This is a genomic window from Flavobacterium sp. AED (assembly GCF_000812945.1).
GTDB lineage: Bacteria > Bacteroidota > Bacteroidia > Flavobacteriales > Flavobacteriaceae > Flavobacterium.
In genome coordinates this window covers 53,186-78,396 of sequence record NZ_JSYM01000004.1, presented here as the reverse complement: position 1 = coordinate 78,396, position 25,211 = coordinate 53,186, and the positions used below count along the sequence as shown (strand labels likewise).

The following is a 25,211-nucleotide window of genomic DNA, read 5'->3' as shown; positions in this document are numbered from 1 at the left end:
TTAGCCAAAAATTAATTTATGCATACCATTTATCAGTATCAGGAGTTCATTTCGGAATATTTGCAATCGCAATATGAAACCAAAGAGCCCAAAAATTTGTATGATCCCATACATTATATTTTAGATCTTGGAGGAAAAAGAATCCGCCCGGTACTGACTTTAATGAGTGCTGAAGTTTTTGATGCAGATTATAAAAAAGCGTTGCCAGCGGCTTTGGCTGTTGAGGTCTTTCATAATTTTTCATTGGTTCATGATGATATTATGGATGACGCCCCTTTGCGAAGAGGGAAGCAAACGGTACATGAGAAATGGAATATAAATACCGGAATTTTATCTGGGGATGCAATGCTGATTTTGGCGTATCAATATTTTGAGAAATACCAACCTAAAATATTTCGTAAACTGGCTAAATTGTTCAGTAAAACCGCTCTTGAAGTTTGTGAAGGACAGCAGTGGGATGTGGATTTTGAAGTTAGAGATGATGTTACTATTCCGGAATATCTTAAAATGATTGAATATAAAACGGCCGTTTTAGTTGCTGCAGCTATGAAAATGGGTGCGATTATTGCTAAAGCATCAAAGGAAAATGCAAATCTAATTTATGATTTTGGACTAAATTTAGGATTGGCTTTTCAATTGCAGGATGATTATCTGGATGCTTTTGGTGATCCGGAAACTTTTGGAAAACAAGTGGGCGGTGATATTATTGAAAACAAAAAAACGTATTTATATCTAAAAGCCGTTGCTTTTTCAGAAAAGGAACAGCAACAACAATTGATGGATTTGTTTTCTGTTCAGCCAGAAGATAATTCAGATAAAATTAAGGCAGTAAAAGAAATTTTTAATAATTCAGGTGCTTCAAAAGCAACACAAGACGCCATTCAAGATTTTACATTTAAAGCTTTCCAAACATTAGACAAAATGAATATCAGTGCTGATAAAAAAGCAATGTTAAGAGCTTTTGGTGAAAATTTAATGGGAAGGGCTGTGTAGTGTTCAGTCCGGACGCTTCGGGATTAGTATTCATTCTCAATGTTTAGTTGTCACCTCGAACGCAATCGAAACAATGTTTAGTTATTAGTTTCTTAAAAACCTAAATCTGAATTCGTTAATCTAAAATCTAAAATCAAATGTTTATAGCTCCAAAAAATGCCGATTTACTACTTGCCGAAGCGGAGGGAGAAAACTTATATTTGAAATTAATTGAGCAGATGAATAAGGATTTCAATCTTGCGAATGAAGGAATTGATTTTCCGTTGAGTATTTCTCCCAATGAATTGAAGATACAATTACATGAAAAAATCTACAGGCTAATTCAATATAAATTTGCCGAATATCTTAATCTACTTTATATTATTGATGTTTCTGAAGAACAAATAAAAAAACTGGATGGTTCGGATTTAGTAATCCTTGCTGAACAAGTTTCTTTTTTGATTCTAAAAAGAGAATGGCAAAAAGTGTGGTTTAGAAACAAATATCGCTAATCGCTTTTTCTAGGGTTTAGACTCCTTCCCTTTTGGAGAGTCCCGAAATTTCGGTAGGGGTACCATTAAAAATAAACCCTGACAAAAGGCATGAAGGCAGTACCATAAACATTGTTGTTGTCATTTAATACATTATAACGTGCGCCAATAGTTACATTTCCAGTTCTATAGCCAGCTCCGAGAAACAACCCGGTATTCCAGTAATCTTGAGAATTACTATTGGAACCAATTAAATTAACATTGACTCTTAATTCCTCTAACTCAGCCGAAAGTTGAATTTCCTTTATAGGATTAAGAAGCGCTACAATACTTCCACCGTATAAATGGGAAGCGTAATAATTTTTTTGCTTTATGTAAGTGTATTGTGCGCCAAGACCCAAAGCTACATATTCATTGAAGTTGTAAATAGCACTTGGAGCCAGTGATATATCAGTATATTGAGAGCCAAAACTTAATCCTATACCGCCTCCAAATTGTACTTTTTTCCAGAAATCACTTTGTGAATGGTGTGCAATTGTTTGCTGTTGAGCTGATAAAAAACAGGAAGAGAATAAGGTTGTCAAAATCAAAAAAGATCTTAAAATGGCTAATTGATGAGTTTTTTTCATGTTTTGAGGGTTTTTTTAACAAATTTTTACGTAAAAGTACGTAAAAAATAGATTTAGATATACTGGATTATTGTACTTTTGTCAAACTATTTAACAAAAAGTATATTCACTAGCATTATGGATAGGTTTTCATTTTTAAACGCAGCACACACCGAATTTTTCGCACAATTATACGATCAATATTTAGTAAATCCAGATAGCGTAGAGCCAAGTTGGAGAAGTTTTTTTCAAGGTTTTGACTTTGGGATGACTACTTATAATGAGGAGAATCCAGTAACCTACATTGCAAATGTAGCTTCTGGGAATATGGAGAGTACTCACGTATCAGAAAAACTTCAAAAAGAATTCAACGTACTAAAATTAATTGACGGGTACCGTTCTCGTGGACATTTGTTTACAAAAACAAATCCAGTAAGAGAGAGAAGAGCGACTTTACCTACACTTGATATCGCAAATTTTTCGCTTTCTGCGGCCGATTTAAATACGGTTTTTGATGCGGCAAAAGTTATCGGTATTCAGCCTTGTACACTTCAAGAAATTATAGGACATCTCGAAGCAATATACTGTCAACACATTGGAGTGGAGTATATGTATATTCGTAAGCCTGAAATGATTACTTGGATTCAAGATAAATTAGGTATAAACGATAATCAGCCTAATTTTTCTGCTGATGAAAAGAAATCGATTCTTAATAAATTAAATCAAGCAGTTTCTTTTGAAAATTTCTTGCATACAAAATATGTTGGTCAAAAACGATTTTCACTTGAAGGAGGGGAATCTGTAATTCCTGCTTTGGATGCCTTAATTGAAAAAGCTGCAGAAAAAGGAGTTGAACAATTTGTAATGGGAATGGCACACAGAGGTCGTTTGAATGTTTTAGCCAATATTTTTGGTAAATCAACCCAAGACATTTTTGGTGAGTTTGACGGTAAAGATTACGATCAGGAATATTTTGATGGTGACGTAAAATACCATTTAGGTCTTACCGCTGACAAAGTTACCAGTACAGGTAAAAAAATAAATATTAATTTAGCTCCAAATCCTTCTCACCTTGAAACTGTAGGTGCAGTAATCGAAGGAATTACAAGAGCAAAACAAGATAAATATTTTCCTAATGATTTCTCTAAAGTATTGCCAATTGCCGTTCACGGGGATGCCGCAATTGCTGGTCAGGGAATTCTTTATGAAATAGTGCAAATGGCACAATTAGATGGATATAAAACGGGAGGTACAATTCACATTGTAATCAACAATCAGGTAGGTTTTACAACTAATTATCTGGATGCTCGTTCATCAACCTATTGTACAGATGTTGCCAAAGTAACACTTTCGCCTGTATTACACGTAAATGCAGATGATGCAGAGGCCGTTGTACACGCTATGTCATTTGCTTTGGATTTCAGAATGCAATTTGGTCGTGATGTATTCATCGATTTATTAGGATATAGAAAATACGGACATAATGAAGGTGATGAACCTCGTTTCACGCAGCCAGTTTTGTATAAAATCATTGCAAAACATCAAAATCCTAGAGATATTTATGCTGAAAAGCTATTGTCAGAAGGAGTTATTGATGCTACTTATGTAAACGGATTAGAAAAAGAATACAAATCTAATCTTGAAGTAAATCTTGAAGCTTCCCGTAAAAAAGACCTGACAATAATTACTCCATTTATGAAAAATGAATGGAAAGGTTTTGAGCAAGTTACTGACAAGCAAATGCTTTTAAATGTAGATACTTCGTATTCTAAAGACGGATTAGATTCTATCATAAAAACAATCTCAAGCTTACCGTCAGATAAGAAGTTCATCAATAAAATAACTAAAATTGTTACTGATAGAAAAACGGGTTACGACAATAACACTATAGATTGGGGAACTGCTGAGGCATTAGCTTATGGTTCGCTTTTGACAGAAGGTTTTGATATTCGTATTTCAGGTCAAGACGTAGAGCGTGGTACATTCTCTCACCGTCACGCTGTTGTTAAAGTAGAAGATTCTGAAGAAGAAGTAATCTTATTGAATGCTATCGAAAACAAAAAAGGGAAATTCAATATTTTCAATTCTCTTTTATCTGAATATGGTGTTTTAGGTTTTGATTATGGCTATGCTTTAGCAAACCCAAATACACTTACAATATGGGAAGCACAGTTTGGAGATTTCAGTAATGGAGCCCAAATTATGATTGACCAATATATTTCTTGTGGAGAAGATAAATGGAACAATCAAAACGGTATCGTTTTATTATTGCCTCACGGTTACGAAGGACAAGGAGCAGAGCATTCATCTGCAAGAATGGAACGTTATTTACAATTGTGTGCCAGACAAAACATGTATGTTGCTGATTGTACAACGCCAGCCAACTTTTTCCACTTGTTGAGAAGACAAATGAAAACTACTTTCCGTAAGCCACTTATTGTGTTCACACCAAAAAGTTTATTGCGTGATCCAAGAGTTGTTTCTTCTGTTGAAGAATTTGCAAATGGTAGTTTCCAAGAAACATTTGATGATGTAACAGTAAATAAAGCGGATGTGAAAACATTAGTTTTCTGTACCGGTAAATTCTATTATGACATCACTGCCGAAAGAGAAAATAACGGTCGTAATGATGTTGCTGTAGTTAGAATCGAACAATTGTTCCCATTACCGGTAGAACAATTAAAAGCGATTATCGCTAAATATCCAAACGCGGATGATTATGTTTGGGCACAAGAAGAGCCTAAAAACATGGGAGCTTACAGCTATATGTTGATGAATTTCGATTTAGTAAAATGGAGATTGGCTTCACTAAAAGCGTATGCAGCACCGGCAGCAGGAAGTTATACAAGAGCAAAACGCCGTCAGGCCGATGCAATACGAATGGTATTCGATAAAAATTTATTTAGATAATAAGGAGCTATTTCCCGCTATTCGTTGCAATCTTTTTATTTTTAAAGAAAAAATAAAAAGGATTTTCACTACTATCGGGGCTAAAATGGTACATATAATAAGCATAGGTTGTTTTAGAACAATTTAAAATTTAAAATTCATAATTTAAAATAATAGAACATGATTTTAGAAATGAAAGTCCCATCACCAGGGGAATCTATAAAAGAAGTTGAAATTGCAACTTGGTTGGTAAAAGACGGAGACTATGTAGAGAAAGACCAAGCAATTGCTGAGGTTGATTCTGATAAAGCAACATTAGAATTGCCTGCAGAAGCAAGTGGAATCATTACATTAAAAGCAGAAGAAGGCGATGCTGTAGCAGTAGGAGCAGTAGTTTGTTTAATTGACACTAGTGCTGCAAAACCATCTGGTGCTGCACCAGCGGCAGCAGTTGAAGCACCAAAAGCTGAAGTTAAAGCAGAAGCACCAAAAGCGGCACCGGTAGCGGCAGCTCCCGCAGCGACTTACGCTTCAGGAACTCCATCTCCAGCTGCGAGAAAAATATTAGACGAAAAAAATATAGCACCAGCTTCAGTAACAGGAACTGGAAAAGACGGAAGAATCACTAAAGATGATGCCGTAAATGCAGTGCCATCTATGGGAACACCTACAGGTGGATCTCGTGGAACAGAGCGTACTAAATTATCTATGTTACGTAGAAAAGTGGCGGAGAGATTAGTTGCCGCTAAAAACGAAACAGCGATGTTGACTACTTTCAACGAAGTAAACATGACGCCAATCAACTTGATTCGTAATGAATACAAAGATGCGTTCAAAGCAAAACATGGTGGAATTGGTTTAGGATACATGTCTTTCTTTACCAAAGCAGTAACCAGAGCATTAAAATTATTCCCAGATGTAAATTCAATGATGGATGGTGATCATAAGATTGCTTTCGATTTTTGCGATATTTCAATTGCGGTTTCAGGACCAAAAGGATTAATGGTTCCTGTAGTTCGTAATGCTGAAAACTTAACTTTCCGTGGAGTTGAAGCTGATATTAAAAGATTAGCATTAAAAGCGCGTGACGGACAAATCACAGTTGATGATATGACTGGTGGAACGTTCACAATTACTAATGGTGGTGTTTTTGGAAGTATGTTGAGTACGCCAATTATCAATCCTCCACAATCCGGAATACTTGGAATGCACAACATTATCGAGCGTCCAATTGCCGTAAACGGTAAAGTGGAAATTCACCCAATGATGTACGTTGCTTTATCTTATGACCATAGAATTATTGATGGACGTGAGTCTGTTGGTTTCTTGGTAGCAGTAAAAGAAGCTTTAGAAAATCCATTAGAATTATTGTTGGATAACAATCCTAAAAAAGCATTAGAATTGTAATTCAACAAATTCATAAATAACAAAAATCCGTTTAGAAAATTTTCTAAACGGATTTTTTGTTTATTTGCCTTTTTAACGAATACTATTTTATGGCATCAAATAAAAAACAGGCCGCTATCAGCTTTATCTTCATCACAATGCTAATTGATATAACTGGTTGGGGAATTATCATTCCAGTTATTCCAAAATTGATTAAAGAATTAATACATGGTGATGTTAGTGATGCAGCAAAATATGGCGGTTGGTTAACATTTGCTTATGCGATAACTCAATTTATGTTTGCACCTTTAATTGGTAATTTGAGTGATAAATTTGGGCGAAGACCCATAATTTTAATTTCGCTTTTTGCCTTTTCATTGGATTATATATTGTTGGCGTTTGCCCCAACAATTACATGGCTATTTGTAGGAAGAATAATTGCAGGATTAACAGGTGCGAGTATTTCAACCGCTTCGGCATATATAGCTGATGTGAGTACGCCAGAGAATAGAGCCAAAAACTTCGGAATGATTGGTGTGGCTTTTGGGCTAGGATTTATAATTGGACCCGTTATAGGCGGTGTTTTGGGGCATTACGGATCTAGGATTCCGTTTTATGCAGCGGCAGTTTTGTGCTTGCTGAATTTCTTGTACGGTTATTTTATTTTACCGGAATCATTATCAAAAGAAAATAGAAGACCCGTTAATTTAAAAAGAGCCAATCCAATTGGTGCTTTTTTGAATTTAAAGAAATACCCTTCACTATATGGATTATTATTCGCCCTGTTTTTGATTTATGTTGCGGGACATGCGGTAGAAAGTAACTGGAGTTATTTTACGATGTACAAATTTAGTTGGGACGAAAAAATGGTCGGAATTTCGTTGGGCGTTGTTGGGGTTTTAGTAAGTCTTGTTCAAGGAGGATTGATACGATGGACTAGTCGAAAACTAGGAAATGAAAAAAGTATTTATGTTGGAATGACATTATATACTATTGGAATGTTTTTGTTTGCTTTTGTTTCAGAAAGCTGGATGATGTTTCTCTTTTTGATTCCATATTGTCTTGCAGGAATTGCCGGTCCATCATTGCGGGCTATCATTACGAATCATGTTTTGCCATCAGAACAAGGCGAAATTCAAGGAACAATTGCGAGTTTAACGAGTGCCGCAACTATTATTGGACCACCAGTAATGTCGAGTCTTTTTTATTATTTTACACATAAAGGGGCACCATTTGAATTTGCAGGAATGCCATTTATTCTTGGTGGTTTATTGATGATGATTAGTGGTATTGTTGCTTATTTTTCGTTGAAAAAGTATAGTGCTTCAAATACAAGTAATGATTAAAGTAATCGATTATCCCTTTCCCTTTCATCAAAACATCAGCACCTATGATTCCATGAACAGGTTTTGATTTGTGTTGCATCAGTGCTTCATTCACGTGAGATAAATCGAAAATTACAAGATCAAACTCTAAATCTTTCCAGTTGCCCAGTTGAAGAACGTTAGTTGTGGCAATTTGTGTATGCATTCCGGTTGCGCCAGCTCCCGATGCTTTGGTCTTCGATTTTTCAGCATTCAATAAAAACAAATCGATACTTTCAAATCCCACACAACTGTTTGAAGCTCCCGTATCCAGAATGAAGTTTCCTATGACACCATTGATTTTTGCCTTTATTAAAAGATGCTGTGTTTTGGTAATCTTAAATTTTACTTTTTTGTAGTTTTCTTTCTTAAGAATATCGTGGAGGTTTTTCATTTTCGGTTGCGATTGAAAACCAAAAATAATCCAATTAGAATCAAAAAACCAATACTGTAAAAAATATAATTTATAGGATTACTTTTTGTTTCAATTCCGCCATAATAAACAAATGCACTCCAGTAATAAGGTGATTTTTTGGCATTAGGAATACTTTTATTATTCAAGAAATTAAGTTTTGTATTGGCATTGGCTTCAAAGTAAGATGGATTGTTTTTTATGTTTTTATAAAAATCATCCATGAAAACGGATGTTGTATAGTCGTTTACTTTCCACAGAGAAAATAATAAATTTTGTGCTCCTGCAAACTGAAAACCTCTGGCAATACTCATTGCTCCTTCGGATTTGTATAGTTTTCCAATTCCGGTTTCACAGGCACTCAGTACTACTAAATCAGGATTGATTTTTAGGTTGTATAATTCCGAATATAAAATCTCCTGATCATAAAATTTGATGCTGGCCGGTGTTTCGATATCGCCAGAAGAAGCGTGTGTAGACAAATGCAGAATCGAATAATTAGGAGCGTTGGTTTTAAAATTATTGAATGTTGCGGCTGCATTTTCAAAAAACCGGCCTTCAAAATTATTTTTTATGGATTGCATTTCGTCTTTCGAAAAAGCTAATTCGTAAGCTGTTTTTTCAAAAACAGGAAATATCCCTAGAACTGTTTGTTGCTCCGTCGAAAATGGTTTTGTATTCAAATAAAATGTAGCCGAATTGTTGTAGGCAATCTGGAAATCATTCAATAAATAATGCATTTTGGCAAAATTACTCGTTGTGGTTTCTTTAGTGATTAAAGCTTCAAACGGAAGAAAATTAAGAATACCATCAGGAATAATAATGAGGTTTTTATGGATTGTGTTTTTGGGTAATTTCAGTAAATCAAAAGCAATTTTACCCTTTTTATTGTAGCCTTTTATATCATTTGTAATGGTATTTGCATCACTAAAATAGTCTAAGAATTGCCAGATTCTAGCAATGGAATGTGCTTCGTTACTAAAGGAGTTTAGTTTTATTTGTTGGTTTTCCAAAGTAAAAGAATATACTTTTTCATAGCCTGAGAAATAATAGACGATAACGGCTTTGTCTTTTTCCAGCTTCGAAAATAAAGCGGTTAGATTTAAATTTTCAGGAACAGAATAAGCATTTTTGATGCGAATATTTTTTAGTGAAAGCATTAATGAATTTTGCTTTTTGATGGCTTCATTTATTTTTGAAATATTGGCTAAAGATCCTTTTTGCTGTTCTTTGATGATGGCATTACTCCAGTTTTGCAATTGCTCTAAATGCAATTTTTCGGACTTAGAAATAGTTTTGTTTTGAGTAAGATAATTTTTTAAAACACCTGATTTTGTTCGTTCAGCTAATTGGAAAGCACTTTCTATATAGCTGCTTTTTTTCTCCTTTTGATAGAGAAAATCATAGATGGCGATGCATTTTTCGGTGCGGTTTCTAACGCGGGTTTGGTTGATGATTTTCGAGTTCTCATAAACTAAAAGATTGGCAAATAAATCTTCGATATGGAATGAAAGCGCATAGTCTTCCAATGCTTTTTTTGGTTGATTTTGTTTTTGAAAAACAGCTGCCTGTAAATCTAGCGCGTCCAGTAAAACGGTTTCGGAATAAAGGGAACTTTGGTTGGGCAGAATGTTTTTTTTATTGGAGTAATTAGGAATTAAAATTTTGAAAACATTCGAAATGAATACAGTTGCTTCGGTATATTTTTTCTGTTCAAATAGCAGTAAAGCATTTTCATAATCAAGTTTGGCTATTTTTCTGGGTTCTTTGTTGTTGGTTTCCAAAAATAGTTTTCTTGCCTTTTCAAAATACGAATTGGCACGTTCAAAGTTTTGTTGCTGACTATAAATCGAAACTAAGTTTCGGTAAACATTAGATAGTGTTTCGGATTGGCTTTTTTCTTTTTCTAATAATTTTTTAGACATTTCGAATGCGTTTTGAGCTTTTCGATATTCATCTGAATTTATACTTGTTGCGTGACTGCTAATAATATAATTAGCGCCCAAATTATTGAGTAAAATCCCTTTTTGGGCGTTTGAGAGTTGCTCTGTTTTAATGGTTTTTTCTAACAATTCTATAGCTAATACACTCTTTCCTGAGCTTTGATACACGTTCGATAAATTGAGAATGGCAGCTATTTTTTGCGATTGGTTTTTCTCGGCATTGGCAATGAAATAATACTGTTTGATGGTGTTTTCGGCATTGTCGTAATCACCTAAAATCGTGTATAAATTTCCTAGCGGTTTCAGACAATATTCGATAATGTCATAATCCTTGAGTTTGTTCTTTTGATAAAGTTGCCATGCTTTTTCGTAGCTTGAAATCGCTTGATTGGTTTGGCCAAATTGGGTTTGGTAGAAAGCGATATTGCAATTTAATACGACTAGGGCAAGTAGTTCATTTTTGGATTTTGGTTTTGGACTTTTGTAAAATTCCTTTTCGGTTGCAGTGAGATTTTGTAAGTTTTCAGCGGATGGATTTGCTACAAAAACATCAATTGTATGGTATATTTTATCTTCTTGGATAAGTGCTTTCTGTCCGAATATGGTCAGAGTTGTAAAGAGTAAAAGGAAGAAAATAGGTCTTGTCATTAAAAATGTTTTTAAACACAAAAGTCATAAAAGAAAAGCAAAAGGCGCAAAAGTTTTGTTAGCTACTAAAAGCTTTTTTTAATCTTCCAGTGCGCTAAAGTATTCATTTACGAATGTCTTTTGACCTTCGTTGTATAAGTTAATGCAATGAAAATTATAGAGTATTCCTTTTGGTTTCTTTAAGAGTTTCATGTACGTTAATATTTGCGCTTGATGAATTGGGGGGAGATTTTCTTGTGCTTTTAATTCTACGACAATACAATCTTCTACTAATAAATCACATCTGTAATCAGTTTCAAGTTCATTTTCTTTGAAGTTTATTCTCACTTTCAATTCTGATTTGAATGAAATTCCTCTTAGCGTTAATTCTGTTTTTATGCATTTATGATAAACACTTTCTAACAATCCAGGACCTAATTCTTTGTGGACTTCTATTGCAGCTCCATTTATTTTGTATGTTAAATCTTTTAAAAACGTTTTCGTTATTTGCATCATTTTTTCTTTTGTGACTTTTGCTTTTCTTTTATGACTTTTGTGTTTAAACTCAAAACTTCCATATTCCATAAAATTGAAAATAATTAAAATTCTCCTTGAAATTCATCACATATCGAGCTCCTAAACTTGGACCAATTCTGGCTGCGCCTATCGTTAAATCAAAAAGTAAACCTGTTTTTAAATTTGTAAATGAATTGGAAACCGAATTGGATGCTTTGGTTGTGTTGATCAAAATTTTATCGGTTATCCCTTCATAGGTTTCGACTTTTTGTCTTTGTTCCTGCTGCTCCGAAATATTGATGTTGGCTTGCAATCCTGCTCCAATACCAATATAATTATTAATATTGTAACGAATCAATACCGGAATTTCGCAGTTGATGTTGCTATTATTTGATGCTGTTGTGGTACGTTGTAGTTGCCGACCGCCATTGGGACTGGTTATAAATGTATCTGTAACTGAACTTGAATTGTCAAAGGTATGAATACTGTTTACGAATTCAGCCTGCCAATAATAGCGATAGGATTTGAAGGGAGAAATGGTTGCACCAACAAAATAGCTTTTGGAATTTTCCAAATTGGGATACAAATTATAACCCGCTTTAGCGCCAATAGAAATTCCGGGTAAGAATCGGGTAGTGGCATAATTGGTAATAATAGGTTCGTTTTTGTCGAAAATTATTGCAGTTCTGCTTTTGGTCTTTGTTTTGTGAAAGTCTTTATTGAATTTCATGGAGTATTTTACAAAGCCCTTGGTACTGTCAATTTCTTTTATATTTTTTTGATTGCTTCCGGGTAAATAAATGTTTTTGAAGGTGAAGAATATTTGATTTTGTTTGATAATCGTGTCTAAACAACTTGTTGTAGGTACTTCGCCTTTCGGGCAAATAGGACATTTGGGGTACATATCTTCAATTTGAAATGTTTTTTTGTCGAACATTTCCGGAATATCAGTTTCCAGACGAATCATTCTTGCCGGACCTTCGCCATTGTTTTGGAAGCGGGTTTTGAAGTTGACTCTCTTGAATCGCACCAACCTATAATTCATGAAACTTCCGTTAGAACCCATTTTGTTAGGGTCATGTGAAGTGACGATTTCCATCTCCAGATTTTTTATTTTGTGGTTTTTGAAACTTCGATTGGGAACAAATATACCGCGCATGGTTATGGTTGCGCTTGTGTCTTTGATCATTTCGGGTGTAGTTTTGAACGTATAGAAAACATTGTGGGTTTCTTTTGGATTAGTGTCGTCAAATTCCAAAATGGAAACGTTTTTGTACGTTTTATGGGCTTCTACTAAAGTGGCGTCTAAATCTTCCTCGGTGGTGGTGGTTTTGAATTTTTTGGCTGGAGCTAGAGTTTCATTGGACGCCAAATATGAATTAGAATCGTCCAGGTCATTTATGGATACAATGGTGTTTTCTTTGATTTCGCGTTCTCCGGCATGCGTTCTAAAATCAACCAATTCGAAGTTGTTGTTTTTGAATTGTTTTTCGTTGTAAAAAAGATATAATTTACCACTGCTCACATAGTTTTCCAGATTTTGATAACTTAAAATAACAACTATTTCTTGTTCCGGAATGGGGTCACAATTTTTTTGGATAGCGAATCCGTTTTGTTCTTCGATGGAAGCAATGTCTTTGTAAACTTCTTCTGAAACTTCATTTACGACTACTTTTTTTGGTCTTGTTGCGGGTGGTTTTCCATTATCATAATTATTGGTTACGGTAAGTCGGGCGGTATAGGTTCCTTTGGTTTTGTAAACGTGTTTGGGTTCCGCTTCTTTGCTGTAATGTCCGTCGCCCATTTCCCATAAGTAGGAATAACTGGGTTTTGGTGCGCCGGCTATTGGGATAAGTGGAGGTGTTTCTGGCTTGAAAGTGACTAGATTCCCTTTTTGATTGTAACCAATGTTTGCTCTTCGGGTGATGGTGTCTTTTACTTTTGTTTGGGAATAAAGTAGAAAAGAGGTTAGAAATAAGAGGAAAAATAAAGTTGGTTTCATAATCGGGGTGGTTTTAGCCCTGATGGAAACGGCATCCTTTCTTGTCCTTAATTTAGTTCAGGATCCAGAAGCAAGTTCTGGACAAGAAAGATACAGTGTACAGCAGGATTAGCTCCTGAAAAGCATCAGGATAAATTCGAAAATATTTTTAAATGTAAAAAAAAGTGATGAGCAAATCACCACTTTTTTATTAAATTTATTTTGTAAACTACTGAATAGCATTGATTGCGGCTACTAATTGGGCTTCGGTACCTAGCGTAGTTTCGGCTAAGGTAAAAGTATACACATCGTTTGCCTGAACGGTAACGGCTTTGATGGCGTATCTCCATTGCCCATTATCTTCGGTTGCAAAAATCACGTGACATGCTAATCCTATTGGAATTTGACCGTAATGTTCGCTGAATAATCCGGCTGCAGTGTAGGTATCTAATTTTGCAAGTGCATTTTGTCCTTCGCCATCGTAAGATAAATAAATCGCACTATTGGTGTTGTCATAACCGTCAGGAGCATCAGCAAGAATGGTCGTTTTAGGCCTTGGGTCGCTATAAAATTTATCTACATTTGTCCATCCAAAGTTTCCAAAAGAAACGTAATAATTATTTTGTTCCGCTTGCACGCCGCCTTTACCGCCATTTGTTCCAGCTGCATCTCTAGCATCTTTCCAAGCTAAGTCTCCATTATCATCTACAATTCCTGTCCAAAATGTCATTGCTGTATCTACACCGTCAGTTAAACTTGCGGGAACCTTTAGATTAATGTTGCATGTAGTTGCAAGATCAACTCCACCTTGTGTCGCTTTGATAAAGAATTCTCCGCCAGAAATCAATAAATTTCTATTTCCATCTCCCATTATTCCCATGGTAGGTTTGTTGGTTACCAACATATTTCCTTTGTCAAAAAGTTCCACAAATTCAATATCGACTGTTCCAGTTACAGGATTTCCGCCTTTGGTAAGACAATCTCCATTGATGTATAATTTAACTCCTTTGGCTGATGTTAGCGTGATTACGCCAGTTCCTGCGGTCATGGTAAATTTTTGTGTTTGTCCGTCTAAAGCTACTTTTTTGACAGCTGCAAATTCTGCTGCCGATGCTGGTGAAATAGCGGTGTCGTTGCTATCATTGTTACAGCTTACTAATGAAATTGTTGCTAAGAATAATAATCCGATGTTTTTAAAATTTGTTTTACTTACAAGTTTCAAATTGTTTTTTTGGTGTGCGTGAATCGTTGATTTCATGATTTCTAATTTTTTAAATTGTTTTTTTTAAATAGATACTTTTTGTTTTGTAATTGTTACCCCTTTAATCTGAATTTATTTTAGATTCTTATGGCTTCATTCTTATATCAACTCTTTTATTATTTTGTTACCCCTTAATCTTATTTTTTTTAAAGTCAGGATAATTTCAAGTTGTTTAAAGAACGTTTACATAGCTATATCAAATTGGTTTTATAATTGTTACCCCTTTTTTTACTATTTTCGATAAAAAGTTTTTTTATGGCTAACAATGTGATTCATCCCGACCAAATCTATATAGAGGGACTTGCCAATAATAATTCGGCAATTATCCAATCTATTTATAAGAAGTTTGTTCCCAAAGTGGTTTCCTATATAAGGAATAATTCCGGTGATGAAGATCAGGCTCAAGATGTGGTTCAGGAAATTATGATTTTGCTTTTTAATCAGGCTAAAGCCAATAAATTGCAACTCACCTGCCCGTTTGATGCCTACTTTTTTTTATTGTGTAAAAGGAAATGGTTGAATGAATTGAAAAAAGCATCGAATAAAGGGGTAACAATTGATGAAGATTTTACATCTAATAATGAACCCACAGCCGATATGGTTACAGAAACCGAAGCATTCGAGGAAAAACAACAGCTTTTTGATGCGATGTTTCAAAAACTGGGCGACAAATGCCAAGAGTTATTAAAATTGAGTTTTACTATTAAGTCAATGGAAGAAGTGGCGGAAAAACTCAATGTGACTTATGGTTATGTCCGGAAGAAAAAATCGTTGTGTACGGGGCAATTAACCCAGTGGATTCAAGAAACGAATCGCTTTAAATCTTTAAAAATCACTTAGCCATGAACGAGGACCATTATATAGTATTCGACCAATATTTTCAAGACGAATTGTCTGCCGAGGATAAAGTAAAGTTCGAGAACCAATTGGCTGAAGATCCGGAATTGGCTTCGGCATTTGACACTTTCAAGGAATTAAATCTTCACTTGGAAAATAAATTTGGCAATGCCGATGCATTTGATGCTTTCAAAGAAAACTTACAATCGATTTCTAATAATCATTTCAAAGCTTATAAGCCGAAAGCAAAAGTGATTGCATTCAAGCCTTGGATGTATTTAGTTGCCGCATCAATTGCTATTTTATTTGGGTTATTTCTTTTTAATCCAAATCCAAATTTTGAAGATTTTAACCAACAGGAGAATGCTTATTTCACCGAAAGAGGCACTGTTGATGCTAATTTGAAACAGGCAGAAGAGGCTTTCAATGCTAAAAATTATAAAGCGGCTATCCCGTTTTTTGAAACTGTTTTAAAAGAGAAAAAAAATCCTGAAATTCAATATTTTTATGGGATTTCATTATTGGAAACTAACAAAATTAAAGAAGCTGAAGCTGTTTTTAATGAACTGAAAGCAGGAACTTCCATTTATAAAAATAAAGCGATTTGGAGTCTTGCCTTGTCTAAATTAAAACAGAAAGAGTATAAATCATGTAAGGAAATCTTGTTGACGATTCCTTCAGATTACGAGGATTATGATCAAGTTCAGGAATTGTTGAAGAAATTGGATTAGGTTTTTTAAATACAAAAGTCACAAAAAAGAGCCTTTTATTACTGCATCAAATAGACACAAAAGAATTTTCTGGAGTGTCTTTTTTCTTTTGTGACTTTTGTGGTTAAATTTTAAAAAACTTCGCAACTTTGTACTCTTAAACTTTACACTTGGAAACAACAACAATAATAACCGATACACACACTCATTTATATTCTGAGGAATTTGACCAAGACCGTAGTGAAATGATCCAAAGAGCAATTGATGCTGGCGTTTCTCGTTTTTTTATTCCTGCAATCGATTCTTCTTGTACGGAATCCATGTATGAATTAGAAAGAAATTATCCCGATAATGTGTTCTTGATGATGGGTTTGCATCCTACTTATGTAAAAGATAATTATCTGGAAGAGTTGCAACATGTAGAAGCGGAGTTGGCTAAAAGAAAATTCTATGCCGTTGGTGAAATTGGGATTGATTTGTATTGGGACAAAACGCATTTGCCTCAGCAACAAATTGCTTTCAGAAGACAAATTCAACTGGCAAAAAAATATAGATTACCTATAGTGATTCATTGTCGCGAAGCTTTTGAGGAGATATTCGAAATTCTGGAAGAAGAAAATTCTGATGATTTGTTTGGGATTTTTCATTGTTTTTCGGGGACTTACGAGCAAGCATTACAGGCAATTTCGTATAATATGAAACTTGGAATAGGCGGTGTAGTGACTTTTAAAAACGGTAAAATCGACCAATTCCTGAATCAAATAGAATTGAAACACATCGTTTTAGAGACAGATTCACCTTATTTAGCACCCATTCCTTATAGAGGAAAAAGGAATGAAAGCAGCTATCTGGTAAATGTTTTAAACAAGTTATCCGAAATTTATGGTCTGACGCCAAATGAAATTGCAGCGACAACAACTGAAAATTCTAAAGCAATTTTTGGGATTTAAAACAAATTTATTTTATTTTAACTTTTTTTTTGTTCATTTGCCCACACAAACATAGAAAACTAACAATGCAGAAATTTGACGCCATTCGGCCATTTTACGACTCCGAAATAAACGAGGCTCTTCAAAATGTGATTCATCACCCTATGATGAAGGCATTAATGAATTTTTCTTTTCCGGATGTTGCTGACGAAGTTTGGAAAGAACAACTCCGAAAAACGCATTCTATTCGTGATTTTCAATGTAATTTTATTTACCAATCCGTTCAGAAAGTATTGGAAAAAAGTTCCGAAGGATTAACTACTTCTGGCTTCGAAAATTTAGAACCTAATACGTCTTACCTATTTATTTCAAATCATCGTGATATCCTTTTAGATACCACTTTGTTGAATGCTGCTTTGTTTGAGCACGGATTAGTGATGACGGCTTCAGCAATTGGAGATAATTTGGTTAAAAAATCTTTTTTGAAGACATTAGCAAAATTAAACCGTAATTTTTTGGTACAACGTGGCTTAACGCCAAGAGAAATGTTGCAGAGTTCGAAGTTATTGTCAGAATATATAGGTCACTTGTTGCTTCATGAAAACCGTTCGGTTTGGATTGCACAACGCGAAGGAAGAACCAAAGATGGAAATGATGCTACAAACCCGGGTGTTTTAAAAATGCTGGGAATGGCTTCAGATGAAAAGAATTTGATGGATTATTTCAAAAAAATTAAAATCGTCCCAGTTTCTATTTCCTATGAATACGATCCAACTGATGCTTTGAAAATGCCTCAATTAATGGCTGAAGCAAATAATGAGATTTACATCAAAGAAAAAAATGAAGACTTCATGACAATCCTTAGCGGCGCTTTGGGACAGAAGAAAAGAATTCATATTCATATTGGAAAAGTTTTAGATACAGAAATAGATACAATCGTTGCTGAAAATGATAATTGTAACAAGCAAATACTAGCATTGGCACAAGTTATTGATGACTCTATATTGTCCAATTATAAGCTATGGCCTACCAATTATATCGCGTATGATATAGTAAATAAAATCAATACCCATTCCCATCTTTATACAGAAAATGAGAAATCACTTTTCGAACGTAGGTTAGAGATGCGTATTGACGAAACGAATCCCATTGCATTACAAGGATTTTTAGCTATGTACTCTAATCCTGTAGTTAATAAATCAAAATACCATAATGTTATCTAAAGCCAAAATACTTCTAATTTATACTGGTGGGACCATTGGTATGAGGAAAGATTTTGAAACGGGTGCGCTCAAGGCTTTTAATTTTAGTAAATTATTGCAGCGAATTCCTGAATTGAAACAATTAGACTGCGAGATAGAGACTATTTCTTTCGAAAACCCTATCGATTCCTCCAATATGAATCCTCAAGAATGGGCTAAAATTGCTTCGATTATCGAAGAAAATTATGCTGAATTTGATGGATTTGTGGTGCTTCATGGTTCGGATACCATGTCGTATTCCGCATCGGCATTGAGTTTTATGCTCGAAAATTTATCAAAACCTGTAATTTTTACCGGATCGCAGTTGCCTATTGGAGATTTACGTACCGATGCCAAAGAGAATCTAATTACGGCTATCCAAATCGCGTCTTTACGTGAAAATGGAAAACCCGTTATAAGAGAAGTTTGTCTTTATTTTGAATACAAATTATATCGTGGTAACAGAACGACAAAAATGAATGCAGAACATTTCAAAGCATTTACATCCCCAAATTATCCCGCTTTGGTAGAATCCGGTGTTCATTTAAATACGAATCCCGAATTATTTTTACCAATACCAAGAGTTAGAAAATTAAAGGTCCATAAGAATTTAGATAATAATGTGGTCATCATAAAAATGTTTCCTGGAATAAACGAAACAGTTCTTTCGGCCATTTTTAATATTCAAAATCTTAAAGGAATTGTTTTAGAAACCTATGGATCTGGAAATGCTCCAACCGAAGATTGGTTTATAGCTCTTTTGAGTAAAGCGATTGAAAAAGGATTGTACATCATTAATGTTACCCAATGTTCCGGAGGAAGTGTCAGTATGGGACATTATGAAACTAGTACAGGAATGAAAAAAATTGGAGTGATTTCAGGTAAAGACATCACTACCGAAGCAGCAATTACAAAATTAATGTACTTATTGAACCAAAAAATTGCTCCAAAAGACTTCAAAACTATCTTTGAAACACCTTTACGTGGAGAAATGGTATAATATTCAGATTTTACTTTTCTAAGTCAGTTTTTTTTGTGTTCTTTGCAACCTTGAATAAAAATAGAGAGGTGTCCGAGTGGTTGAAGGAGCTAGCCTGGAAAGCTAGTATGTGGGTAACTGCATCGTGGGTTCGAATCCCATCCTCTCTGCAATGAAATTAATGCTTCCTGAAAGGGAAGCATTTTTTGTTTTATAGCGTGACAAACTTTTTTGTTTGTCTAAGCGTATAAAACAAAAAAGGATCAGGCATGAAATGCCAAGCATTGATTTCTTTGTGAGACGCCCCCTCCTGGGATCACCGAAGGTAATCTATATCTATAGCGTGACAAACTTTTTATAGCAGACATTAGAATTAACTTAAAAAGCTCGTTTTAAATATCTTTCAACAAAGGATAAACCCGTTTGAATTTCTCAAAACCCTGTTCGTAAATTTCTTTGTGATCTTTATTTGGTAAAAAGGTTTTTCCAATTTGGGTATGATTTGAAATAGTAATCCCAGTAGCTTTAAAACCAATTAAAACAGCTCCCCAAGCAGAAGCTTCGATTGTTTCGGCCACAATTACTTTCATTTGAAAAATATCAGCGACCATTTGCAGCCAAAGTTCGCTTTTTCCAAAACCTCCGCTAGCCATGATGGTGGTTTCATGTCTTTTTTCCGGATCAGGAAGTAAAATTTCTGTAATACTCAATAGTCCAAATAAGATGCCTTCCAGTGTTGCTCGAATCAAGTGTGCTTTGGTATGGATAATTCGGATACCCAAAAGTGTTCCCTGAGCGGAAGCATCCCAAATAGGAGCTCTTTCTCCCAATAAATAAGGGACAAAAAGCAAGCCTTCGGATCCCGCAGGAATTGTTTCAGCTTGTACAAACAATTCTTCAAAAGATTCGTTCGTTTTTAAAATAGACTCTTTTAGCCATTGCAAAACAATTGCACCATTATTAACCGCTCCTAATTTTAAGTATTGATTGTCCATCAAATGATAACATTGCGTTCGCATTTGGGAATCAATATAAGGTTTGTCAACTGGCAAACGCACTGCTCCACTGGTTCCAATGGATAATGCCATACGTCCAGTTTCCATTGCTTCGGTTCCTAAATTTGCCAATACTCCGTCACCGCCACCAAGAATATAATGGAAACCATCGGATAGCCCTTTGCTTTGATGCGTTGGACTAACAATAGTAGAAAGTTGTAATTCTTCTATTTTTAAAAATTCAAGAATTTCCGATTCCCATTTTATCGTATGAATATTCATTAACCCAGTACCCGATGCCATGGAGGAATCAATTACATATTCGCCTGTAAGATGATGCCAAATGTATTCTTTAATGCTAATAAATTTATGCGCTTTAGAAAAGTGTGTTGCATCATTTTCTTTCAACCAAGCAATTTTAGTCATGGGAGAAAAAGTATGAATAGGAATTCCTGTTTTTTGATAGAAGTTTTTACCTTGCTCGGACTCTTTTAACGCTTCGGCTAGTGAATGCGCTCTATTATCTGCCCACAGAATCGCATCGGTAATGGGTTTTCCAGTATTGTCTATAGCTATGATGCTTTGCATAGCCGAACTAAAACTGATAAATTCAGGCTCGATTCCTTTTGTGATTTCGGCAATGCATTCTAAAACAGCCATTAAAATTTCATTGGGTTTTTGTATACTCCAATCAGGCTTTGGGTGATACATAGGGTAGGACTGGGTAAATTGACGAATCACTTTCCCTGCCTTGTCAAAACACACTGCTTTAGTTGCTGTAGTGCCGATATCTATTCCTATGTAAAACTGTTTCATTTAATTTTTTTTATTCTAAAGCTTACTATTCCTATCCCACAAATAAATTCAGTAACAATACACCTGCTAATCCCATAACTCCGATTATGGTTTCCATGACGGTCCATGTTTTAAACGTATCTGAAATACTGATTCCAAAATACTCTTTAAACATCCAGAAACCCGTGTCATTTACATGCGAACACATTAAACTTCCGGCTCCTATAGACAATACCATCAATTCTGGACTGATTCCGGAACTAACCACTAAAGGTTGTACAATTCCTGCCGCGGTTAATCCTGCTACGGTTGCCGAACCTAAGGCAATACGAATAATCGTTGCGATTAACCAGCCTAAAAGTAAAGGAGAGAGTGTTGATTGTTCGAAAGAAGCAGCTAAATCAGTGCCGATACCGCTGTCAATTAATACTTGTTTGAAAGCACCACCAGCTGCAATAATCATAATAATCATGGTGGCAGAACTCAGTGCCGAACTGGATTTATCCATAAGGTCCTGCATCTTTCGACCGCGATTGATACCTAAAAATACAATTGCAAACAATACCGCAATAAGCATTGAAGTGGTGGGATTTCCAATGAATCCAAGGATATGACGTAAGGATGATGTTTCGGGCAGGGTTAATTCGCTTGTTGTTGCCAATGCCATTAAAATGACAGGAATTAGCGCGGTCAAAAAACTGATACCGAAAGATGGCATTTCGTTTTCGTCGAATGTTTTGCTTTCGAATAATCCTTTCGGTGGATTGGCGATAATTTTCTTAATGAATTCTGGAAAAACAATCCCAGCAATCACTAAAGTGGGAATAGCAATCACTAATCCGTAAAGTAATGTTTTGCCAATATCTGCTTTAAAAATCACGGCAATGGCTGTTGGTCCAGGATGAGGTGGTAAAAAACCGTGGGTCACAGAAAGTGCCGAGGCCATCGCAATTCCAAGATAAATAATGGGTTGCTTAGTACTTTTTGCGACAGCGAAAACCATTGGAATCAAAATCACAAAACCGGCATTGTAAAACATCGAAATTCCTACTGCAAAAGCCGTAAGCATCATCGCCCATTTGATGTGTTTAACACCAAAAGACCGAATCATTACAGCACTTATTCGTTGCGCCGCGCCACTATCCGAAAGGATATTTCCTAAAATAACTCCCAAAGCGATAATCAAAATCAAAGAGCCCAATGTGCTCCCGATTCCTTGCTGAAGCGAGTTAATGATATCAGGAAAGCCCATGCCCTTAGCAATTCCAACAAAAAGAGAAGCAATAATCAATGAAATGAAAGCATTCAGTTTTATTGCGGATATCAAAACAAGCAATAAAAGAATACTTGCAATTAAAATTAATATGGACATAGACTGGAATGTGATAAATTAAGAATCAGATAAATGGGTGTTAAATCGAGCGCAGTCGAGACTGTTTTTGAACTTTTAAATGCAGTAAAGATTTTCTATTACTCATTTTTTTCGACCGCATGACCGCCAAATTCATTGCGAAGTGCTGCTACTACCTTTCCGGAGAAAGTATCTTGCATTTGGGAACGGTAGCGCATCATGATTGAAAGGGCGATAACCGGAGTAGGAACGCCTAAATCCAAGGCTGTTTCTAATGTCCATTTTCCTTCGCCTGAAGAATGCATAATTCCTTTAATACCATCTAATTTAGGGTCTTTCGAAAACGCATTTTCTGTCAATTCCATTAACCAACTGCGAACTACGGAGCCATGATTGAATAGTTTAGCCGTTTTTTCGAAATCAATATCAAATTCGGAATGTTCAAAAACTTCAAAACCTTCAGCGATGGATTGCATCATACCATATTCTATTCCGTTGTGAACCATTTTGGTAAAATGACCGCTTCCGGCTGCACCGGTATATAAATGACCATTTTCAACAGAAATAGCCTTGAAAACTTGCGCAACATATTCAAATACTGGAGCATCTCCGCCAATCATCGTACAAGCACCATTCAAAGCTCCTGAAGTTCCACCTGAAGTTCCACAATCTAAAAAGTCAATACCAAGTTCCTTCAGTTGGGAATAGCGACGTTTGGAATCTTTATAGTTAGAGTTTCCTCCGTCAATGATAATGTCATTTTTTTCTAAAAAAGGAATTAGGGAAGTGATAACTCCGTCTACAATTTCACCGGCAGGAACCATTAACCAAATCACTTTTCTGTCGATTAATTTATTGCATAATTCTTTTACTGAAAGTGCAGTTGTGATTCCTTCCTGACCAATTTTTGTTACAAAGTCTGTATTTACATCTTGGGCTACTACTTCGTAACCATTTCGCTGTAAGTTAAGGGCAAGGTTGAAGCCCATTTTTCCTAATCCTATAATTCCAATTTGCATGACTTTTTTGTTTTAAGTATAATTTGAAAATGCTTTTGCAAAAGCGTTTAAAATTTTTTTCTAGTAAAAATATTGGTTTTAATTTTTTAACAAGCAATTTATTCAAGAAATATTTAAACTAGCTTAAATCAATATGTTAATTAATTGTTTTTTGATGGAGCAGATTTGAATTGCCACACAATTTTTTAAATAAACTTATGTTTATTACAGGGTTTATGTTTCTCAACATATAAGAGAAATATAAGTTGATTTAAGTTTTTGTGTGTTTAGTTATAATCAACTTTATTTGTCAGCAATACGCATTAGAAAAGTATCAAAATCCTATATTTGTAAAGTCATAATGAGAAATAAAAACCTATGAATAGGTGTGGAACAATCATTAAGTAATTTTAAACCAAAAGCAATATGCGATTATTTCTGAGTTCTTTTCTTTTCTTATCCGTTCTTTCTGTTTTTTCGCAAGAAATTGTGAAACAAGAAAATACGCCAAAAGCAAAAATTGATTCATTGTATAGAGAAGATCAGTTTTATTTTGGATTTACATATAATACGTTATTGAACAAACCTGTAGGGTTATCACAAAGTAAATTATCAACTGGCTTTTCGGCTGGTTTTCTTAGGGATATGCCTATAAATAAAAATAGAACTGTTGCAATCGCGTCCGGTATTGGTTTTTCTTATAATAATTACAATCAAAATCTTGCCATTTCTAATACAGATCAAACGCCCGCCTATTCAATTATTGATGCCGAAACAACCTTTAGCAAAAATAAATTTTCACAACTATTAGTTGAGGTTCCTCTTGAGTTCAGATGGAGAACATCAACCTATGAAAGCTACAAGTTTTGGAGAATTTACGGAGGATTTAAATTTAGTTATTTAATTTATGACCGTTCTATTTACAGTGATGATAAAAGTAAAATAGTTGTTTCGGGTAATAAAGATTTCAATAAGTTTCTATACGGAGCTTATATTTCATCGGGGTACAATACAATAAACGTATATGCGTATTATGGTTTGAATTCTCTGTTCAAAACCGCAAAAATTGACGGCAAACCTATCGATATGACTTCTCTGAATATTGGAATTATTTTCTATATTTTATAGCCATAAATACAGCAAAAGCAGTTGCGAAACACTTCCTAGGAGAAACCCAATAATCAGTTCAGTAGTCGTATGCGCCTTCATTTCTAAACGGGAGGAAGCCACGAGACCATTCATAAGTATTAAAAAAGCAATCAAAAAAGTGCTTTGAACCTGGTAATGCATACTTATTCCAATAACAAATACCGTTAAGGAGCTGATGCCCATCATGTGCAAACTGGCTTTTGTCTTAAAAAAGGATAATATTAAAGCTTGCAAAGTACTCATTAATGCTCCCAAAAAGAAGAAATGCAATTCGGGATATCGGTCTATAGTAATGCTTTTTCGAACCAATAAAATAAGGAGAAAAGAATGAAGGAGCAACGGAATTTTACGTTGTGAGACTTCGGCAACCATTATGGAATCAATTTTTCCGGCAGCACGTAGTAAAAAAAATAGCAGGACAGGAACGATTACCGTAATAATTAAGATTTGTAAAAAAATGACTAACTTTTCCTGATTTATAATAAAGGAAGCATTATAAAAAAGGTAAACCAGCGTTGCCATTACCGAAATGAATATCGGATGAAAAATGTAGGAGAATATTGGAAGGATTTTTTTCAAGATTTCTAATGGTATTTATACCAACAAATATAGCGATAATGATAAAATAGTTGGTTGGTATTTATGGCGTTTTTAACGTATTTCTAACTATAGAAGGTATTTTTATTTGAGTTTTAATAAACCGAAATAGCTGTAAATTGTAGCGTTTCGAAGTCTTCATTTTGAAAAGAAGTGTTATTTTTGAGGAAGTTTTAGAAA

General features: G+C 34.9%; 21 protein-coding genes and 1 tRNA gene. 12 read left to right on the top strand and 10 right to left on the bottom strand.

From position 1 onward, the window contains the following. Positions 1 to 18: 18 nt before the first annotated feature. The gene (locus tag OA85_RS13940) at positions 19 to 993 is read left to right on the top strand and encodes a polyprenyl synthetase family protein (RefSeq protein WP_039110396.1); all 975 of its coding nucleotides are present in this window, start codon (positions 19 to 21) and stop codon (positions 991 to 993) included. A gap of 137 nt (positions 994 to 1,130) precedes the next feature. Continuing rightward, on the top strand, positions 1,131 to 1,484 hold the full coding sequence (locus OA85_RS13935) for a hypothetical protein (RefSeq protein WP_039110395.1): 354 nt from the start codon (positions 1,131 to 1,133) through the stop codon (positions 1,482 to 1,484). A 65-nt stretch (positions 1,485 to 1,549) separates the two neighbouring features. Here OA85_RS13935 and OA85_RS13930 read toward each other — a convergent pair whose 3' ends face one another. Further along, complete coding sequence (locus OA85_RS13930) at positions 1,550 to 2,092, bottom strand: hypothetical protein (protein WP_039110394.1); 543 nt, start codon at positions 2,090 to 2,092, stop codon at positions 1,550 to 1,552. Positions 2,093 to 2,209: 117 nt separating this feature from the next. Between OA85_RS13930 and OA85_RS13925 the strand changes: the two genes are divergently transcribed. From OA85_RS13925 to OA85_RS13915, 3 genes are all read left to right on the top strand, one after another. Next, positions 2,210 to 4,981 carry a 2-oxoglutarate dehydrogenase E1 component gene (locus OA85_RS13925; RefSeq protein WP_039110393.1) on the top strand — a complete coding sequence of 924 codons (2,772 nt, stop codon included), beginning with the start codon at positions 2,210 to 2,212 and terminating at the stop codon, positions 4,979 to 4,981. A 159-nt stretch (positions 4,982 to 5,140) separates the two neighbouring features. Beyond that, entirely contained in the window at positions 5,141 to 6,367 is a 1,227-nt protein-coding gene (gene odhB / locus OA85_RS13920) for a 2-oxoglutarate dehydrogenase complex dihydrolipoyllysine-residue succinyltransferase (protein WP_039110391.1), read from the top strand. Between the two features lie 89 nt (positions 6,368 to 6,456). Continuing rightward, complete coding sequence (locus OA85_RS13915) at positions 6,457 to 7,692, top strand: tetracycline resistance MFS efflux pump (protein ID WP_039110390.1); 1,236 nt, start codon at positions 6,457 to 6,459, stop codon at positions 7,690 to 7,692. On the opposite strand, the gene OA85_RS13910 is transcribed toward OA85_RS13915, so the two are convergent. The 5 genes from OA85_RS13910 to OA85_RS13890 all read right to left on the bottom strand — a co-directional run bounded on the left by OA85_RS13910 (position 7,628) and on the right by OA85_RS13890 (position 14,447). Next, positions 7,628 to 8,104, bottom strand: coding sequence for a retropepsin-like aspartic protease (locus tag OA85_RS13910; RefSeq protein ID WP_052257264.1), 477 nt, complete (start codon positions 8,102 to 8,104; stop codon positions 7,628 to 7,630). The genes OA85_RS13915 and OA85_RS13910 overlap by 65 nt on opposite strands. Next, positions 8,101 to 10,713, bottom strand: coding sequence for a CHAT domain-containing protein (locus tag OA85_RS13905; protein WP_039110389.1), 2,613 nt, complete (start codon positions 10,711 to 10,713; stop codon positions 8,101 to 8,103). Before OA85_RS13905 ends, OA85_RS13910 begins: the two co-directional genes overlap by 4 nt. A gap of 78 nt (positions 10,714 to 10,791) precedes the next feature. Continuing rightward, on the bottom strand, positions 10,792 to 11,208 hold the full coding sequence (locus tag OA85_RS13900) for a GxxExxY protein (protein WP_369699889.1): 417 nt from the start codon (positions 11,206 to 11,208) through the stop codon (positions 10,792 to 10,794). A 49-nt stretch (positions 11,209 to 11,257) separates the two neighbouring features. Continuing rightward, positions 11,258 to 13,210 carry a PKD domain-containing protein gene (locus OA85_RS17740; protein ID WP_039110388.1) on the bottom strand — a complete coding sequence of 651 codons (1,953 nt, stop codon included), beginning with the start codon at positions 13,208 to 13,210 and terminating at the stop codon, positions 11,258 to 11,260. A gap of 208 nt (positions 13,211 to 13,418) precedes the next feature. Next, positions 13,419 to 14,447 carry a hypothetical protein gene (locus OA85_RS13890; protein WP_052257263.1) on the bottom strand — a complete coding sequence of 343 codons (1,029 nt, stop codon included), beginning with the start codon at positions 14,445 to 14,447 and terminating at the stop codon, positions 13,419 to 13,421. Between the two features lie 258 nt (positions 14,448 to 14,705). Here OA85_RS13890 and OA85_RS13885 point away from each other — a divergent pair, with 258 nt between their 5' ends. The 6 genes from OA85_RS13885 (at position 14,706) to OA85_RS13860 (ending at position 19,316) form a co-directional block, all read left to right on the top strand. Continuing rightward, on the top strand, positions 14,706 to 15,290 hold the full coding sequence (locus OA85_RS13885; protein ID WP_039110387.1) for an RNA polymerase sigma factor: 585 nt from the start codon (positions 14,706 to 14,708) through the stop codon (positions 15,288 to 15,290). Positions 15,291 to 15,292: 2 nt separating this feature from the next. Further along, the gene (locus OA85_RS13880; RefSeq protein ID WP_039110386.1) at positions 15,293 to 16,018 is read left to right on the top strand and encodes a tol-pal system YbgF family protein; all 726 of its coding nucleotides are present in this window, start codon (positions 15,293 to 15,295) and stop codon (positions 16,016 to 16,018) included. 149 nt (positions 16,019 to 16,167) lie between these two features. Next, positions 16,168 to 16,947 (top strand): TatD family hydrolase, encoded by a 780-nt coding sequence (locus OA85_RS13875; RefSeq protein ID WP_039110385.1) that lies wholly within the window; start codon positions 16,168 to 16,170, stop codon positions 16,945 to 16,947. A 65-nt stretch (positions 16,948 to 17,012) separates the two neighbouring features. Beyond that, a complete protein-coding gene (locus OA85_RS13870; RefSeq protein ID WP_039110384.1) occupies positions 17,013 to 18,149 on the top strand; it encodes a 1-acyl-sn-glycerol-3-phosphate acyltransferase in 1,137 nt (378 codons plus the stop codon). After that, positions 18,139 to 19,167: an asparaginase gene (locus OA85_RS13865; protein ID WP_039110383.1), complete on the top strand. Its 1,029-nt coding sequence runs from the start codon at positions 18,139 to 18,141 to the stop codon at positions 19,165 to 19,167. The genes OA85_RS13870 and OA85_RS13865 overlap by 11 nt, the downstream gene beginning before the upstream one ends. A 62-nt stretch (positions 19,168 to 19,229) precedes the next feature. Continuing rightward, positions 19,230 to 19,316 (top strand) — tRNA-Ser (locus OA85_RS13860). Between the two features lie 222 nt (positions 19,317 to 19,538). Here the strand turns inward: OA85_RS13860 and OA85_RS13855 are convergent. The 3 genes from OA85_RS13855 to gnd all read right to left on the bottom strand — a co-directional run bounded on the left by OA85_RS13855 (position 19,539) and on the right by gnd (position 23,306). Continuing rightward, positions 19,539 to 20,957, bottom strand: coding sequence for a gluconokinase (locus tag OA85_RS13855; RefSeq protein WP_039110382.1), 1,419 nt, complete (start codon positions 20,955 to 20,957; stop codon positions 19,539 to 19,541). A 31-nt stretch (positions 20,958 to 20,988) separates the two neighbouring features. Further along, positions 20,989 to 22,308: a gluconate:H+ symporter gene (locus tag OA85_RS13850; protein ID WP_039110381.1), complete on the bottom strand. Its 1,320-nt coding sequence runs from the start codon at positions 22,306 to 22,308 to the stop codon at positions 20,989 to 20,991. Positions 22,309 to 22,406: 98 nt separating this feature from the next. Next, positions 22,407 to 23,306, bottom strand: a complete 900-nt coding sequence (gnd, locus tag OA85_RS13845; protein WP_039110380.1) for a phosphogluconate dehydrogenase (NAD(+)-dependent, decarboxylating) — start codon at positions 23,304 to 23,306, stop codon at positions 22,407 to 22,409. Positions 23,307 to 23,711: 405 nt separating this feature from the next. On the opposite strand from gnd, the gene OA85_RS13840 reads away from it, so the two are divergent. After that, complete coding sequence (locus tag OA85_RS13840) at positions 23,712 to 24,413, top strand: porin family protein (protein ID WP_039110379.1); 702 nt, start codon at positions 23,712 to 23,714, stop codon at positions 24,411 to 24,413. Here OA85_RS13840 and OA85_RS13835 read toward each other — a convergent pair. Next, complete coding sequence (locus OA85_RS13835) at positions 24,408 to 25,013, bottom strand: hypothetical protein (RefSeq protein ID WP_039110378.1); 606 nt, start codon at positions 25,011 to 25,013, stop codon at positions 24,408 to 24,410. The genes OA85_RS13840 and OA85_RS13835 overlap by 6 nt on opposite strands. Between the last annotated feature and the right edge of the window lie 198 nt (positions 25,014 to 25,211).